Here is a 16,437-nt window from a genome sequence, read left to right as displayed (position 1 = left end):
GAGATGAAGAATGAGTCAGAAGATCGCGTATGTAACAGGTGGTATGGGTGGTATCGGTACCGCTATTTGCCAACGTTTGGCAAAAGATGGTTTTAAAGTAATTGCTGGTTGCGGTCCTAACTCACCACGTAAAGATAGATGGTTGGCTGAGCAAAAAGCACTAGGTTTTGATTTCACAGCATCAGAAGGTAACGTTGGTGATTGGGAAAGTACCGTAGCTGCTTTTAATAAAGTAAAAGCTGAACACGGAAAAGTTGATGTGTTGGTTAATAACGCAGGTATTACTCGTGACACAGTTTTCCGCAAAATGACACCAGAAGATTGGCGCGCTGTTATCGATACTAACTTGAACTCATTGTTCAACGTCACCAAACAAGTAATTGATGGCATGGTTGATGCTGGTTGGGGTCGAATCATTAACATCTCATCTGTTAATGGTCAAAAAGGACAGTTTGGTCAATCAAACTATGCAACAGCAAAAGCTGGTATTCATGGTTTTACTATGTCTTTAGCACAAGAAACTGCTTCTAAAGGTGTAACTGTTAATACTGTATCGCCTGGTTACATTGGCACAGATATGGTTACTGCTATCCGTGAAGATGTTCTTGAGAAAATTATTTCAACAATCCCAGTTAAGCGTTTGGGTACACCAGATGAAATCGCTTCGATTGTTTCTTGGTTGGCATCCGACCAAGGTGGTTTCTCTACAGGTGCAGACTTCTCGCTAAATGGTGGTTTACATATGGGCTAAGCAATTCCATGCCCCCAAAAAGGGCATGTTGCTTAGTTTTTAGGAGCGGGCTTGATTTACACATACAATATGCGTATTCAAGCCCTAATTATTTGATATGGTCACAAAAAGACAATCTGCAAAATCAGCTGGCGTTAGGATTATTAAGAAATATCCTAATCGTCGTCTTTACGATACTCAAACAAGTACATACGTGACTTTGTCTGATGTTAAAGGCTTGGTGCTTGCTCATGATGACTTTAAGGTCCTTGATGCCAAGACGGAAGAAGATTTAACACGAGCCATTCTTTTGCAAATCATTTTGGAAGAAGAGGCTGGTGGTGTTCCACTATTCACAACGCCGATGTTGTCTCAAATGATTAGATTCTATGGTCACTCTATGCAAGGCATGGTGGGTGGCATGTTAGAAAAAAATATTCAATCATTCATAGACATGCAAAGTCAATTTGCTGAGCAGTCTAAGCAGGGTGGTGCAACCCCTGAAAGTTGGGCTCAGTTCATGAATATGCAAAACCCAATGATGCAAATGGGTAACTACATTGAGCAGAGTAAAAATCTATTTACTCAAATGCAAGAAAAAATGAAAGATCAAACCCCTAATGTATTTACTGGGTTCCCTTTCACAACTCCCAATAAGAGCGATAAATAATTGAGTGGCAAGATTGGTTTTGTTTCCTTAGGTTGCCCTAAGGCATTAGTCGATGCTGAGCGCATCGTTACACAACTGCGTGCAGAAGGGTATGAGATTGCAAAGGATTATGCAGGCTCAGACCTTGTAGTGGTTAACACTTGTGGCTTTATTGATTCGGCAGTTCAAGAGAGCTTGGATGCTATTGGTGAGGCACTAGCTGAAAATGGCAAGGTCATTGTGACCGGGTGTTTGGGGGCAAAAAAGAATGCCGATGGTTCTGATGTTGTGACATCAGTACACCCTAAAGTTTTAGCTGTTACTGGTCCACATGCAGCTGATGAGGTATTAACTGCTGTTCACCAACATCTACCAAAAGCGCATGATCCCTTCTCAGATTTAGTGCCTAAAGCCGGAGTTAAGCTAACTCCCAAGCATTATGCATATTTAAAAATTTCAGAAGGATGTAATCACCGCTGCACTTTTTGCATTATTCCAAGTTTGCGTGGTGATTTAGTTTCACGACCAATTGGTGATGTATTGCTTGAGGCTCAGCATTTATTTGAAGCAGGCGTTAAAGAACTATTGGTGGTTTCACAGGACACAAGTGCCTATGGTGTGGATGTTCAGTATCGAACTGGCTTTTGGGATGGCCGCCCAGTTAAAGCTAAATTATTTGATATGGTTGAGGCGCTAGGTAAGTTGGCCCGTCAGCATGATGCATGGGTACGGTTACATTATGTTTACCCTTATCCGCATGTCGATGAAATATTGCCTATCATGGCCGGTTTCGCAGATGAGGGTAGTGGAGTTCTGCCATATTTGGATATACCAATGCAGCATGCACACCCAGATGTACTCAAACGTATGAAGCGTCCCGCTAGTGGCGAGAAAAATTTGGATCGCATACAGGCTTGGCGCAAAGCTTGTCCTGATTTAACTATCAGAAGCACCTTCATTGCAGGATTCCCAGGAGAAACAGAAGAGGAATTTAATTACTTACTGGAGTTTATGCGTGAGGCAAAAATTGATAGAGCTGGTTGTTTTGCATACTCACCAGTGGAGGGTGCTAAGGCTAACGAGCTAGATGGCGCACTACCGGATGCCATTCGAAATGAACGTCAAGCAAGATTTATGGCTGTTGCTGAGGAGATTTCTACTCAACTTCTTCAAGCCAAAGTTGGTAAGCGCATCAAAGTAATAGTTGATGCGGTTAATGGTCAAGGAGGGGTGGGTCGTAGTCAATCTGATGCTCCGGAGATCGACGGTCTAGTTCACCTACTGCCTACAGATAAGATCTCTAAAAAGTACCGTGTGGGTGAATTTGTCAAAGCAACAGTTGTAGGCACTCAAGGTCATGACCTCATCGCTCAGCTTTAGTTTTAAATAGAATTCTTTCATCCAAATCAATTATTAGCTGTTTTTTTATGAGTGATTACCCTTGGTAAGTACTAATAGATTGTTTTAGACAGTTACTCGTAAGATTAGCCCTACAGACTAGTTTTTTCTATTAATAACAAGTAACAAGGGAGTTCCAGATGGCACGTGATGTTGTTGTATTGAGTGCAGTTCGTTCTGCTATTGGTGGTTTTGGTGGTTCATTGAGCGGCATGGAACCGGCTGAATTAGCTGGCACAGTCATGAAAGAGGCTGTGAATCGTTCTGGCGTAGACCCTAAACAAATTAATTATGTGACCGTTGGTAACTGTATTCCTACAGAATCACGTTTCCCATATGTTGCCCGCGTAGCGGCCATTCAAGCTGGCTTGCCAATGGACTCAGTTGCCATGGCTGTTAACCGTTTATGTAGCTCAGGTTTGCAGGGTATCGTGACTACATCTCAAGCAATCATGTTGGGTGATTGTGAGTATGGCGTTGGTGGTGGTGTAGAGGTCATGTCACGTGGTATTTATGGTGCCCCTGCGATGCGTACAGGCGCGCGCATGGGTGATACAAAAATGATTGACATGATGGTGGCTACATTGACCGATCCATTTGGCGCAGGTCATATGGGTATTACTGCCGAAAACTTAGCAGCCAAGTGGAATATCACTCGCGAAGAGCAAGACGCTCTAGCAGTTGAGTCACACCGTCGTGCTACTGCAGCTATCGCTGATGGCCGCTTCAAATCACAAATCGTTCCAATCACTATGCAGACTCGCAAGGGTGATGTGGTGTTTGATACTGATGAGCATGTTAAAGCCAACACCACAATGGAAAGCTTGGGCAAGATGAAGCCTGCTTTCAAGAAAGATGGTACGGTGACTGCTGGTAATGCGTCAGGTATTAACGATGGCGCAGCATTCTTCGTATTAGCCTCTGCTGATGCAGCAGCAAAAGCAGGACAGAAGCCTTTGGCACGTCTAGTGTCTTATGCACTAGCTGGTGTTCCTAATGACATCATGGGTGAGGGTCCAATTCCTGCATCTAAGCTTGCATTACAACGTGCTGGTTTGACTATCGACAAGATGGACGTTGTTGAGTCTAACGAAGCTTTTGCTGCGCAAGCAATTGCTGTTTCTAAAGGTTTAGGTTTGGACATGACTAAGACCAACCCTAATGGTGGTGCGATTGCTCTAGGTCACCCAGTAGGTTGTTCAGGTGCATTTATTGCCACAAAGGCAATTTATGAACTTCACCGCACAGGTGGTAAATATGCATTGGTAACAATGTGTATTGGTGGCGGTCAAGGTATTGCGGTTGTATTTGAACGCTTATAAGCCTTAAGTTTCTGCCTAAAAAGCCGCTAATACGTTAGCGGCTTTTTTTATTCCATCACCTTAACCAAATTAGTGATGGTGCCTCACCCTTATTGATCCATACAATTGCATTTTGCTGATATGCGTCCCCTAATTCGCTTGCCTTACTCAAACCAATACCCATCACCAAATAGCTATCTTCTTTCCATGCGCCCTTTGGATCACTCCCAGAGCCAAGATAATAGGGGAGTCCCATTTCTTGGATCGCTAGCTCTAGTGACTGATTGGCTTGATGGTTTGCCTTTATCTCGCACATCTTTCCCTGAGGATTCCAAGCAGTAATCAAAGCTGCCATATCAACTCTATTGGCATCTAGAAGTTGATCTAGATACTGGTTATGTTCACCAATCTTGAATGCAATCCATCCATCTGGAGTAGTGACCTGGTATTCAGCATTTTTGTACGTTTCACCATATGTTATTTCTGATACATATATCTTATTTAACATAATAATGATTATGCGAATATATGATTAGTTGACGTAAGGCTTGCCATAGACCTTGGACCATCTAGATTTAAGCCCTATAGCAATCTCAGATTGGTTATTTTGCTCAGCAAACTCTATCGCTGTCATTTTCATAGCGTTGCGTTTAGATAAGTCTGCGCCACGATCTAAAAGTAGTTTCACTACATGAATGTGACCACCTCTGGCTGCCATCATTAATGGCGTTGTCCCATTCGGGCTTAAAGCATCTATATAGGCATGTTTATCTAATAAATATGTGGCCACACGCATATGTCCATTCGTTGCTGCGTAATGTAATGCCGTCCAACCAGGTTTATTAATTTCAACATCGCGCTTATCAACCAGGTAGACCAATAAATCATACATATCTGTGTATGCCATCATCATGATGGGAGTTTCACCTGCTAAATTCGGTCGCTCAAGGTCAATAGATGGCGTATCAACCAATATCTTCACAACATCCAGGGATTTCTCAGTAATAGCGATAGCTAATGCAGAATTACCCTGTGCATCCATAGAGTTGGGGCTAATGCCATCACTCAAAGCCTTTTTTACAGCCTTAACATCGTTCATTTTGACTGAATTTAGAAAATTTTCAGTCTGGTATTGATTAACCTGAGCCACACTAGTTTGAGCTAGAACAAGGCCATAAAAAAATGAAATTAATGTTTTACAACAACGGTTTATGAGTGTTTTATACATCAAATTCTAGGAATAAAATGCTCAAATTGGCGCTTTGAACAAGGTTTTAAAATTATGGGTGGTTGCTTGAGCGACTTCCTCGACGGAGATGCCCCTTAGATTCGCAATAAACTCTCCGACATGAGACACCCAAGCAGGCTCATTTGTCTTGCCTCGATGTGGAATTGGAGCTAAAAATGGAGCATCCGTCTCTATTAACATTCGGTCCAATGGCACTTTTTTACAGGTTTCTTGTAATTCCTTGGCATTTTTAAAGGTCACAATGCCTGAAAAGGAGATGTAGAAGCCTAGCTCCATGGCAGCCTGTGCGACATCCCATGTTTCTGTGAAGCAATGCATAACACCTGCAACCTGATTAGCCCCCTCCTCCTTCAGAATCCTAATCGTATCTTCTGATGCAGAGCGGGTATGAATAATTAAAGGCTTATTGGCTCTTTTGGCTGCACGAATGTGAGTGCGAAAGCGCTCTCTTTGCCACTCCATTTGTGCATAAGTTCTATCACCAATTCGGTAATAATCTAGGCCAGTTTCCCCAATTGCCAGAATTTTAGGGTGGTTTGCAAGTTCCACCAATTGGTCCTCTGTAGGCTCTGGCGTATCCTCATAATCAGGATGTGTTCCAACTGTAGCAAATAAGTTCTCATAAGCCTCAGCTAAAGCTAGAACATTTGGAAAATCAGGCATATCTACAGATATACACATCGCATGCGTTACCCTAGCTGCCTTCATGCGCTCCAAAAGTGTTGGAACTTGATTGGCATACTCAGGAAAATCTAAATGGCAATGTGAATCAACAAACATTAAAAATCCAATCCCTTATTAATCTTTATACAGCTCTTGATAACGTATCAATAAAGCCTCAATTTGTACCCTATTAGCCAGTGCATGTAACTCATGTCTGCGAGCATCTATGAGTGTTCGCCAAAAATTCACCACCTTATTGGGCTTGGCTAACTTAGCGCACTTTTCAATTTCAACTTGTCTAGATGGGTAATAACGTATTTGCCCTGATTGTTGTTGACTTAGTAAATCAAAAATCCAACGTTCAAGGGTGATCAGTAAATTTGACATAGGTGCTTTATATACTTGCTCAGCAGTTATCAACCAATTTAGATTGCCTGCTAGAGATAGAGCCCCTAAGAGTGCATCTGTTGCTTGGGAAACATCCTCTTCATCGTTGACGCCAAGCATCTCATTGAGCGCATCCATGACAGAGCCACCTGACTGGCTCAAGGCCTTATCAATATCGGTTTGGGCTTTTTTAACTCCAGCTTGCTGAAGTTGATTGGATAGCCAAACGAGAGCTTGCTCTTTCTGAGGTCTCGGTAAAGCTATTAATCTGCAGCGAGATCTGATTGTTGGCAAAATACGATCTAGGCGATCGCTCAGCAGAATAAATAAGGTGCTAGCTGGTGGTTCCTCAAGTGTTTTAAGCAAGGTATTGGCAGATACAGCCTGTAGTGCTTCAACAGGATTAATGAGCACTACCCTTTGAAGACCTCTATGAGGTGTGGTGTTGATGCCCTCCAACGCGTCTCTAATTTGCTCAACCTTGATAAATGAACTCGCCTTTTTATCTGCCTTATCTGCATCATCATCTAATTTCTTTTTGCCACGCTTAGGTTTGTCCTCTAGGGAATCTGCGCCTTCCATCTGCTCATGGGGCAAACTCAAGTACATAGTCTCTGGAACAATGCCTAAAAAATCTGGGTGGTTACCTGTATCAAACCAATGGCAAGCCTCACATTGGCAGCAAGGTTTTTGATGATCGCCTGATTCACACAACAAGGCCTTGGCTAGATACAAGCCAAACTCCATCTTCCCTATGCCAGTTTGACCATGCAATAAAACCGCATGAGGCATATTGGTTAAGCTAATCTCTGACCAAGTTTGCTCAAACCAAGGGAATAAAGAGTTCTTCATAGCTTTAGATTATATCGATGATTATAGTTAAAATTAATGATTAAAATAACCAATATAATCATATTGTTATAGATGTTTCTTGAAGTAAATTCCAAATTTGCTCTTTTGTTTGGCTAGCATCTATTAATCTAAATCTGGCAGGATCATCCTTGGCACGACGCAAATACTCTTGGCGTACGTTCTCAAAAAAACTTGTATTCAGTTGTTCAAATTTATCTGGCTCACGCACGGCACTTCTGCGAGCCTCAGCAGTTTCACTAGGTAAATCAAATAAGAAGGTCAAGTCAGGCTGCAGAAGATACCTCTGCCCCACCCCATCATTTTTCAGACGCATCTGCACCCAAACCTCTAGTTCGTAGAGTTTGGCCAAATCTAAGCCACGCCCGCCGCCTTGATAGGCAAAGCTAGCATCTGTGAACCTATCTGAAATAACTATCTTTCCAGCAGATAGAGCTGGCTCAATTACCGTTGCTAAATGCTCCCTTCTTGCTGCAAACATCAATAGCGCCTCTGTCTCAAGGTGCATTGGGTGATGCAACAACAAATCACGTAGTTTTTCACCTAAAGCCGTACCACCTGGTTCACGTGTCAAAACTACCTCTTTGTGAGGATATTGTTTCGCTAAGGTAGTTGCAAAAGCTTCAATGTGAGTGCTTTTGCCTGCACCATCAATACCCTCAAAGGTAATGAAAAAACCCGGCTGATTGGGTGACTGGGTCATTAAAGACATAAGTATTTAGAATCTATTCAGGGTATAAAAATTTATTTAGCAGATGCATTGCTCAATTGGTACTTCTTCACAGCCTCATTATGCGCTACCAAGGACTCAGAAAAGGCACTTCGGCCATCGCCCCTAGCAACAAAATATAGAGCCTTAGAGTTAGACGGTTTTGCCGCTGCAATCAATGCATCTTTACCAGGCATAGCTATGGGTGTAGGCGGCAAACCATAACGGGTGTAGGTATTGTAGGGACCATCCTTCAAGAGATCTTTTTTTCTAATGTTGCCATCAAACGAGTCACCTAAACCATAAATAATGGTTGGATCTGTTTGGAGTTTCATGCCTAGCTTTAAGCGGTTGTTAAATACCGCAGAAACCAAACCACGATCATCTGGGTGACCGGTTTCTTTTTCCACTATAGAAGCCAATTTAAGTAGGTCATAAGGTGACTTAACTGGAGAATCACCAGCCCTTATCTGCCACGCATCATTTAACCGAGTCTGCATTGATTTATAGGCTTTTTGATAAATCCTCAAATCACTGTCACCCGGCTCATACACATAAGTATCTGGAAAAAATAAACCTTCAGGATGACTTTCGTTGGCACCCAATTTAGCCAAAATTTGCTTGGCTGAAAGACCTTTGGTTTCCTTCTTTAGATCGGCTTGAACATCAATGGCTGATCTAAATTGTTTAAAAGTCCAACCTTCAACCAAAGTTACACTCAACTTGATACTGTCGCCCCGCCCCATTTTAAAAAGAATGGTGGCTAGGCTAGATCCAGGAGAAAAGTCATATACGCCAGCTTTTAACTTTTTTCCCTGAAACAAGCCACGTGCTACCACCTGCATAGTGATGTTAGAAACTTGAACCCCCTGAGATGCAAGTTGTTTGGCTGTACTTGCCACATTAGAGCCTGGTAAAACTTTTACCCTCAGTTGGCCCGCCGGCGTCAATGGAAACCCTTTATTAGGAACGACTGATGCAATAAACCCAAGGTAAATAAAGCCTGCCAACAAGCCTAAAAATATTAGGGAAATAACCTTAAATACAGGTCTAGAAAAAATAGGTGTAAAAACGTTCTTCATCCGTCTATGATAAAAGCATATTTATAAAAATTTAGAAATTTGAATGACTATGTCACCAACTCTTGCACCATCAACTACTGAGTTAAATAATTGGTCCATCATCACGGTCACCGGTCCAGATGCTACTGATTTTCTTCAAAATCAACTAACCAATAGTGTCAAATCAATCAAACCAATCGATCTTGGGGAGCTCGCTTTAGCTCATACTCAAAACCGCTTTGCAGGTTATTGCTCAGCCAAAGGCCGCTTGATGAGCAGCTTTTGGATTACCCGCAGAAATACTAAAAATGAAGCGGGTGAAGATATTCCAGAATATCAACTACTCATCTCCTCAGACTTAGCTCAGACCCTCAGTAAGCGTCTGAGCATGTTTGTCTTGAGATCCAAAGTCAAAGTGATAGATCAGAGTAATCATTACAAAGTGTATGGCTCTCTAGATGTAGACAGTTCCAATACAGCGCAATTACAAAAAATCAGTGCCGCAGGCGTTCGTGTATCTGAGCTGCCAACAGTCCAAGTTGATGGAATTAATTATCAACGCTACCTACTCACCTGCACTGTAGAGCAGGAGACTTTGCTTAAAGAGATACAGAGCAATAACGTAAGTGCAGCCATCAATACATGGAATTGGTTGGAGGTTCAAAGTGGTATTCCTCGAATTACACAATCAACATACGAGCAATTTGTGCCCCAGATGATTAATATGGAATCACTGAAGGGTATTGATTTCCAAAAAGGTTGTTATCCAGGTCAAGAGGTCGTTGCTAGAAGCCAGTATCGCGGCACAATTAAACGCCGCTTACAAATTGGGCACTTAAATGCTAATCATGAAGTTGCTATCGGCGCTGAGATTTTTCACAGTGAGGATCCACAACAACCATGCGGCATGGTTGTACTTAGCGCCCACCACCCTAGTATCGAGCAGCGTATCGATATCCAAGCTGAATGTAAATTAGAGGCTCTTGAAACCGGATCCGTTCACCTGGGTTCCGTGAATGGACCAACCATTCAATTTGCTAGCCTGCCTTATCCACTAATTGAGATTTAAACGCTGGTATGTGCTTAATACTTACCTCTTGGCAATCACACCCAGAATATCCGCTGGTTGTACTCGCTAATAGAGATGAGTTTTATGAGCGTGCCACAGACCCAATGCATTGGTGGGATGACCACCCACACATACTTGCTGGACGCGATCGTGCCGATGTAAAAGGTCAATCAGGCACGTGGATGGGGATTAGCAAAACTGGCCGCTTTGCCGCAATTACCAATGTCAGAGCACCTAGCGAGAAAAATCCAGACGCGCAAACTCGTGGGGAAATTACTGCCCAGTTTTTGAAAAGCGCAGATAGCCCTGAAGGCTTTATCGATGTGCATGGCCATACATTTAATCGCTATAACGGATTTAATTTGCTAGCAACTGATTTATCGGATAAAGATCCAGTATTAGTTTGGTTAAGCAATCGGGTTTTGATGGGAAAAAGTCTTAGACCCAGAAAAGTCATGCATCCACAAAAATTAAATCCTGGGATTTATGGTTTATCAAATGGCATGTTAGACACACCTTGGCCTAAAGTTCAGCATCGAGTGGGTGCATTTGCCCAATTATTGGCAATGGATACAGGGGAATTCAAGCGTTCTGAACACTATCTAAGGGCCATGGAAGACATGACCCAAGCACCAGATGATTATTTACCTCAAACGGGTGTTTCTTATGAATGGGAAAAAGCGCTCTCCTCTGCTTTTATTAGAACGCCTAATTACGGCACCAGATCAACATCACTCATCAGAATTAGAAAAGATGGCCGCTACGAAGTAATAGAAAAACTCTTTAATGCAGAAAAAGAACTAGACACCCAAGTTTTTGAAGGGCAACTTGAAAACTTTCATAATGCCCGCGCTTAATTCTTTTTGACTTGCCTGCTGGGTAGCTCTTTAAAGTATTTAAACGTCGCGCTTCCCATACAGCAGATCCGGTCACGCTCGTCGTAGAGCTTTGCCTCGACAAATACTAATGTCGGTGTAGCATGAACAGTTCTAGCAGCCACCCTAACAACGCCTTGCGCAGCCTGCATAAAGTTAGCTTTTAGTTCAACGGTGACTACACCGCGACCAGCCTCATCAGCTGCTCGTGCGGCTACTGCCATACCAACATCCATCAAAGTTAATAAAACACCACCATGAGCAACCTCCCAGCTATTGTTGTGCTCAGGCTTTAAAGCAAGTACCACTTCTCCCTCACCCAGCTCAGCTCGCAAGCAACGGACCCCCAATAACTTCAGGAAAGGTACATCTAATTCAACACCCAAATCTTTTAACTGTTTTTTATCCATAGCCATATCTTAATCGTGGTTATAGACGTGATACATAGGTTTTCTGCAAATATTCGCAAGGCATCCTAGAATGGACTAATTCCCGAATAGAAATTTATGGCATTTCATCTACCGTTCACCGACAACCTAGCTCTTGTCCAATCAATTAGCCCAACTCCTATCCCTAACCCCTATTGGGTTGGATTTTCAGCTAGCGTGGCAAATTTGTTAGGTATTCCAACCACAGACAATTTACCTATCAATCCGGACTACCTAAATTTGTTAGCAGGCAACCAATCCCATATTGGTGATCAATCCTATAAAACTTATGCCACCGCATATAGCGGACATCAATTCGGATCTTGGGCGGGTCAATTGGGAGATGGTCGCGCTATTTATTTGGGTGATATCCATGGTCAGGAAGTTCAACTCAAAGGTGCTGGTCAAACGGCCTACTCTAGGATGGGTGATGGTAGAGCCGTTTTAAGGTCATCTATAAGAGAATTTTTATGTAGTGAGGCAATGCATTTCTTGGGTGTGCCTACATCAAGGGCCTTGGCTGTGGTTGGCTCAGATATGCTTGTGATGCGTGAGTCCCCGGAAACCACTGCGGTATGCACCAGGGTTGCACCAAGTTTCCTGCGTATTGGCCACATTGAGCACTATGGCCATAATCAGATGTGGCATGAGCTAAGTCTCACTTTAGACTACCTGATTGAACATCACTATCCAGAATGCCACCATAGCCCCACACCTTATTTGGCTTTGTTAGATCAAATATCTTTGAAGACTGCTCGAATGGTCGCTAAATGGCAATCACTTGGTTTTTGTCATGGCGTTCTCAATACCGACAACACCAGTTTGCTTGGCTTGACTCTTGATTACGGGCCTTTTGGATTCTTGGATCAATTTCAAGTGGATCACATTTGCAACCACTCAGATCATGGTGGTCGGTACTCATATCATCGGCAACCAGAGATATTGCACTGGAATATCTATTGCTTAGCTAGCGCCATGCTACAACCACTACAGCAAGAACTCAAAAGAGTACGCGGTATCGACGGTGATGAAGCGATTGAATACATTAAGAACACTTTAAACAATTACAACAAAGAATATGTCAAAACTTGGCAAACTCTGTTTAGAAAAAAACTCGGTTTAAGCACTGAATCTGAGCAAGACATCACATTACTCGAGGAACTATTACAAACTCTTCATAGAGAAAAAGTAGATTTCACATTATTTTTTAGAAATTTATCTGAAGGCTTAGGGGTGCCGACATCTATGAATAGTTGGTATGACACCTACAAAGAACGTCTTGATATAGACAAGCAATCTACAGATCGTCGTTTGGAAAGTATGCAAGCCGTCAATCCAAAATATGTTCTACGCAATCATTTGGCACAGCATGCAATTGAATTGGCGCAAAAGAAAGATTTTTCAGAAGTGTCTCGCTTACTTAAAATATTAGAGGATCCTTTTACCAATCAAGCTGTTCCCGAGTCATATGCTCTCGGCCCTCCACCTGAATTAGCCGCTATCTCTATTAGTTGCTCATCATAATAGCCATCATGAAAAAGACTGATCAAGAATACAAAGACATATTGAGTGATATTGAGTATCGTGTCACACGAGAAGCTGCTACTGAATATCCTTTCAGCGGTAAATATTGGGATCATTGGCAAAATGGTCAATATCAATGCGTTTGTTGTGGCACCCCACTATTTGCTTCAGACACCAAATTTGATGCTGGGTGCGGTTGGCCAAGTTATTTTCAACCAATTCAAGCTAGTGATATCGCTGAATTTAAGGACTCAAGCCACGGAATGATACGTACTGAGGTTCGCTGCAAAAAATGTGACGCTCACCTCGGTCATGTATTTGAAGATGGCCCTGCTCCAACAGGATTAAGGTACTGTATCAACTCAGCTTCGTTAAAATTCAATCCTGATTCTTAAATAATTAAATACCCTCATGAAATTTCTTTTTGACTTACTGCCAGTTATCTTATTTTTTATTGCCTTCAAAATGGCAGACATCTATGTCGCGACTGGCGTAGCCATGGCAGCCACGCTTGCTCAAATCATCTGGGTTGCTCTGAAATATAAGAAAGTAGAACCTATGCAATGGGCTAGCTTGGCGCTAATCATGATTTTTGGTGGATTAACGATTGGCTTACAAGACAAAACCTTTATTCAATGGAAACCAAGCATCCTCTATTGGCTATTTTCAATCGGCTTGTGGGCCAGCGCTACGTTTTGGAAAAAGAACCTGATTCAAGCAGCCATGGCACATCAATTGACTCTCAAACCCGGTGTTGGCCAACATTTATGGCACCAGCTCAATCTGGCATGGGTTGCCTTCTTCCTCATCATGGGGATTTTGAATTTAGTTGTTGCCTACCAATTTGATGAGGCGACATGGGTCAATTTCAAGTTATTTGGTGGCATGGGATTAATGTTGGCTTTTGTCATTGCCCAAGGGGTATGGCTTAATAAATTTATTGTTAATGAACATAAATAATTGATTAATTTGACATGACCACAACTAGAATCGCCAAATTTGAACAAGCTCTCAGAAGTGCTATTCAAATCGATAGTCTTGTGATTGAAGATGAAAGTCATCTTCACGCTGGTCATGCAGGTGCTCAAGGGGGTGCGGGGCATTACCGAATCCACATTAGCTCCCCTGCTTTCAAAGGTCTAAATAGGGTTCAAAAACACCGGCTGGTGTATGATGCTCTGTCTGCTTGGATGCCCCATGAAATCCATGCTTTAGCAATTATTACTAACTGATTGATGAATATGAAATTACTATCTACTTTGGCAGTTTCTGTAGCCCTAACAGCTACTCTTGCAACCCCTGTATTGGCTCAAAATGCTGCCGTTGTTAACGGTAAAGCGATTCCAAAAGCCAAGTTAGACAAGATGCTAGCTAGTGCTGGCCAAGTAGCCAATAACCCTGAATTACGTGATCGTGCCCGCGATATGTTGATCACACGTGAATTGATTAACCAAGAAGCCATTAAACGTGGTGTGATTAACAATGACGGCATCCAAGAACAATTGGAACAAGCTCGCTTGAATATCCTAGTTGGTGCAGTTTTTGAAGACTACATTCAACGTGAAGGTGTAACAGAATCTGAACTAAAAACTGCTTACGACCAAGTTAAAGGTCAATTCTCTGGCAAAGAATACAAAGTACGTCACATTCTTGTAGAAAAAGAAGCGGATGCAAAGTCTTTGATCGCCAAGATTAAAGCAGGTGAAAAGTTTGAAGATTTGGCTAAAGCCAATTCTAAAGATCCAGGCTCTGCTGTGAATGGCGGTGATTTGAACTGGATGAACCCACAAGCATTGGTTCCTGAGTTCTCCAAAGCGATGGTAGCTTTGGATAAAGGTCAAATGACTGACAAACCAGTGAAGTCTCAATTTGGCTTTCACATTATTAAGTTAGAAGATGTTCGTGAATCTAAAGTTCCTACAGTTGCTGAACTTAAACCTCAATTAATTCAGATGATGGCTCAAGATCAAAATTGGCAAAAAGCCAAGTTTGAAGAGATGCTAGCTAAATTAAAGTCAAAGGCTAAAGTGCAATAAAGCGTAATAGCTAGACTAGTTAGTCAGATATCAAAAGCCACTCTTATACGAGTGGCTTTTTTATTGGGCAATCTTGATCTTAGGGTTACAAACACTACTCAATTTCCAGCCATTGCTTTATAAATAGGTATCCATATCAAGAGACAATCATGAGCCTACATAGAAAACTTCTAGAACTAGCAGCCAATCGCAAAAGTATCAAAGTCGGTTTGATTGGGGCAGGTAAATTTGGTTCGATGTACCTATCTCAAATCCCCAACACCCCAGGGGTGCATTTAGTTGGTATTGCTGATCTATCACCAAGTGGCGCGAAAAAAAATCTATCTCGTGTTGGCTGGACAGATGAGCAATCGAATGCGCCATCATTGGATGAAGCAATTAAGACAGGACAAACTCATATTTCTGATAATTGGGAAGCTCTCGTGAGTCACCCCGCCATTGATGTGGTTGTTGAATGTACCGGACACCCTATTGCTGCAGTTGACCACTGTTTGCTGGCATTTAAGAACGGCAAACATGTCGTTAATGTCACAGTTGAGGCAGATGCATTCTGTGGCCCGCTGTTAGCTCAAAAAGCTACAGAGGCAGGAGTAGTTTATTCCTTAGCATTTGGTGACCAACCAGCACTGATTTGTGATTTGGTAGATTGGGCAAGAACGTGTGGTTTTCCAGTAGTCGCTGCAGGTCGTGGTCATAAATGGCTGCCCCACTTTTCTGAATCAACCCCAGAGACCGTTTGGGGTAACTACGGTCTAACACCTGAACAAGCTGTACGCGGTGGCCTCAATCCTAAAATGTTCAATAGCTTTCTTGATGGCTCTAAACCTTCGATTGAAAGCACGGCGGTTGCAAATGCCACAGGTCTTGATGTGCCTAGTAACGGTCTTCTCTACCCACCAGCCAGTGTCGAGGACATTCCTTATGTCACCCGCCCTATTAGCGAAGGAGGCGTGCTTGAGAAAAAAGGTATGGTAGAGGTCATCTCTTCTCTGGAAGCGAATGGTAGAAAAATACCTTATGACATCCGTATGGGAGTGTGGGTCACTGTTGAAGCAGAAACTGATTACATCAAAAATTGTTTCGAAGAATACAACGCTCACACCGATCCAAGTGGTCGATATTTCACGTTATATAAGCGTTGGCATTTGATTGGTTTAGAGGTTGGAATGTCAGTAGCTAGCGTTGCTTTACGCAAAGAAGCGACTGGTGTTGCTCATTGCTGGAATGCCGATGTGGTAGCTACAGCCAAACGAGATCTAAAGCCAGGAGAATTATTAGATGGTGAAGGTGGTTATACCGTTTGGGGCAAACTCTTGCCCGCGCAGAAGTCACTAGCAATGGGTGGATTACCTCTAGGCTTGGCTCACGATATCAAAGTAATACGTCCAGTTAAAAAAGGACAATCCTTGTGCTGGGATGACGTAGCAGTTGATACAAGTACGCATGCCTACAAGATTCGGCAGGAGTTAGAGCTTAAGTTCAAATAAA

Annotated in this window: 19 protein-coding genes; 12 read left to right on the top strand and 7 right to left on the bottom strand. The window is 42.5% G+C overall.

Going from position 1 to position 16,437, the window contains the following annotated elements; all coding sequences use genetic code 11:
• Window positions 1-10 precede the first annotated feature (10 nt).
• The 4 genes from CFR83_RS00275 to CFR83_RS00260 all read left to right on the top strand — a co-directional run bounded on the left by CFR83_RS00275 (window position 11) and on the right by CFR83_RS00260 (window position 4,099).
• The gene (locus tag CFR83_RS00275; protein ID WP_088811933.1) at window positions 11-751 is read left to right on the top strand and encodes a 3-ketoacyl-ACP reductase; all 741 of its coding nucleotides are present in this window, start codon (window positions 11-13) and stop codon (window positions 749-751) included.
• A gap of 97 nt (window positions 752-848) precedes the next feature.
• Window positions 849-1,400: a polyhydroxyalkanoate synthesis repressor PhaR gene (gene phaR / locus CFR83_RS00270; RefSeq protein ID WP_088811932.1), complete on the top strand. Its 552-nt coding sequence runs from the start codon at window positions 849-851 to the stop codon at window positions 1,398-1,400.
• Window positions 1,401-2,759, top strand: coding sequence for a 30S ribosomal protein S12 methylthiotransferase RimO (rimO, locus tag CFR83_RS00265; RefSeq protein ID WP_088811931.1), 1,359 nt, complete (start codon window positions 1,401-1,403; stop codon window positions 2,757-2,759). It begins immediately after the preceding gene.
• 158 nt (window positions 2,760-2,917) lie between these two features.
• Window positions 2,918-4,099, top strand: coding sequence for an acetyl-CoA C-acyltransferase family protein (locus CFR83_RS00260; protein ID WP_088811930.1), 1,182 nt, complete (start codon window positions 2,918-2,920; stop codon window positions 4,097-4,099).
• A gap of 55 nt (window positions 4,100-4,154) precedes the next feature.
• Here the strand turns inward: CFR83_RS00260 and CFR83_RS00255 are convergent, their stop codons facing one another.
• The 6 genes from CFR83_RS00255 to mltG form a co-directional block, all read right to left on the bottom strand.
• Complete coding sequence (locus CFR83_RS00255; protein WP_088811929.1) at window positions 4,155-4,586, bottom strand: DUF3293 domain-containing protein; 432 nt, start codon at window positions 4,584-4,586, stop codon at window positions 4,155-4,157.
• A gap of 24 nt (window positions 4,587-4,610) precedes the next feature.
• The gene (locus CFR83_RS00250) at window positions 4,611-5,177 is read right to left on the bottom strand and encodes an ankyrin repeat domain-containing protein (RefSeq protein ID WP_165765023.1); all 567 of its coding nucleotides are present in this window, start codon (window positions 5,175-5,177) and stop codon (window positions 4,611-4,613) included.
• Window positions 5,178-5,327: 150 nt separating this feature from the next.
• Window positions 5,328-6,107 carry a TatD family hydrolase gene (locus CFR83_RS00245; protein ID WP_088811927.1) on the bottom strand — a complete coding sequence of 260 codons (780 nt, stop codon included), beginning with the start codon at window positions 6,105-6,107 and terminating at the stop codon, window positions 5,328-5,330.
• A gap of 18 nt (window positions 6,108-6,125) precedes the next feature.
• Window positions 6,126-7,229 (bottom strand): DNA polymerase III subunit delta', encoded by a 1,104-nt coding sequence (gene holB / locus CFR83_RS00240; RefSeq protein WP_088811926.1) that lies wholly within the window; start codon window positions 7,227-7,229, stop codon window positions 6,126-6,128.
• A 58-nt stretch (window positions 7,230-7,287) separates the two neighbouring features.
• Window positions 7,288-7,959, bottom strand: a complete 672-nt coding sequence (gene tmk / locus CFR83_RS00235) for a dTMP kinase (RefSeq protein WP_423808360.1) — start codon at window positions 7,957-7,959, stop codon at window positions 7,288-7,290.
• Window positions 7,960-7,991: 32 nt separating this feature from the next.
• Window positions 7,992-9,038: an endolytic transglycosylase MltG gene (gene mltG / locus CFR83_RS00230; RefSeq protein WP_088811924.1), complete on the bottom strand. Its 1,047-nt coding sequence runs from the start codon at window positions 9,036-9,038 to the stop codon at window positions 7,992-7,994.
• Between the two features lie 43 nt (window positions 9,039-9,081).
• Between mltG and ygfZ the strand changes: the two genes are divergently transcribed.
• Together ygfZ and CFR83_RS00220 are read left to right on the top strand one after the other, a co-directional pair.
• Window positions 9,082-10,086 carry a CAF17-like 4Fe-4S cluster assembly/insertion protein YgfZ gene (ygfZ, locus tag CFR83_RS00225; protein ID WP_243383291.1) on the top strand — a complete coding sequence of 335 codons (1,005 nt, stop codon included), beginning with the start codon at window positions 9,082-9,084 and terminating at the stop codon, window positions 10,084-10,086.
• An 8-nt stretch (window positions 10,087-10,094) separates the two neighbouring features.
• On the top strand, window positions 10,095-10,943 hold the full coding sequence (locus CFR83_RS00220) for an NRDE family protein (RefSeq protein WP_088811923.1): 849 nt from the start codon (window positions 10,095-10,097) through the stop codon (window positions 10,941-10,943).
• On the opposite strand, the gene CFR83_RS00215 is transcribed toward CFR83_RS00220, so the two are convergent.
• Window positions 10,940-11,371: a PaaI family thioesterase gene (locus CFR83_RS00215; RefSeq protein WP_088811922.1), complete on the bottom strand. Its 432-nt coding sequence runs from the start codon at window positions 11,369-11,371 to the stop codon at window positions 10,940-10,942. The genes CFR83_RS00220 and CFR83_RS00215 overlap by 4 nt on opposite strands.
• 96 nt (window positions 11,372-11,467) lie before the next feature.
• Here CFR83_RS00215 and CFR83_RS00210 point away from each other — a divergent pair, with 96 nt between their 5' ends.
• The 6 genes from CFR83_RS00210 (at window position 11,468) to CFR83_RS00185 (ending at window position 16,436) form a co-directional block, all read left to right on the top strand.
• Window positions 11,468-12,913 (top strand): protein adenylyltransferase SelO, encoded by a 1,446-nt coding sequence (locus CFR83_RS00210; RefSeq protein ID WP_088811921.1) that lies wholly within the window; start codon window positions 11,468-11,470, stop codon window positions 12,911-12,913.
• Window positions 12,914-12,921: 8 nt separating this feature from the next.
• Window positions 12,922-13,308, top strand: coding sequence for a peptide-methionine (R)-S-oxide reductase MsrB (msrB, locus tag CFR83_RS00205; RefSeq protein WP_088811920.1), 387 nt, complete (start codon window positions 12,922-12,924; stop codon window positions 13,306-13,308).
• A gap of 16 nt (window positions 13,309-13,324) precedes the next feature.
• Window positions 13,325-13,873 carry a septation protein A gene (locus tag CFR83_RS00200; RefSeq protein WP_088811919.1) on the top strand — a complete coding sequence of 183 codons (549 nt, stop codon included), beginning with the start codon at window positions 13,325-13,327 and terminating at the stop codon, window positions 13,871-13,873.
• Between the two features lie 14 nt (window positions 13,874-13,887).
• Window positions 13,888-14,145 (top strand): BolA family protein, encoded by a 258-nt coding sequence (locus tag CFR83_RS00195; RefSeq protein WP_088811918.1) that lies wholly within the window; start codon window positions 13,888-13,890, stop codon window positions 14,143-14,145.
• Window positions 14,146-14,148: 3 nt separating this feature from the next.
• Window positions 14,149-14,949: a peptidylprolyl isomerase gene (locus tag CFR83_RS00190; protein WP_088811917.1), complete on the top strand. Its 801-nt coding sequence runs from the start codon at window positions 14,149-14,151 to the stop codon at window positions 14,947-14,949.
• Between the two features lie 149 nt (window positions 14,950-15,098).
• Window positions 15,099-16,436, top strand: coding sequence for an NAD(P)H-dependent oxidoreductase (locus CFR83_RS00185; RefSeq protein ID WP_088811916.1), 1,338 nt, complete (start codon window positions 15,099-15,101; stop codon window positions 16,434-16,436).
• Window position 16,437 lies beyond the last annotated feature (1 nt).

Source organism: Polynucleobacter victoriensis (assembly GCF_900187875.1).
Classification (GTDB): Bacteria; Pseudomonadota; Gammaproteobacteria; order Burkholderiales; family Burkholderiaceae; genus Polynucleobacter; species Polynucleobacter victoriensis.
The sequence above is the reverse complement of the archived record's forward strand: the minus strand, read 5'-3'. Positions and strand labels throughout refer to the sequence as shown.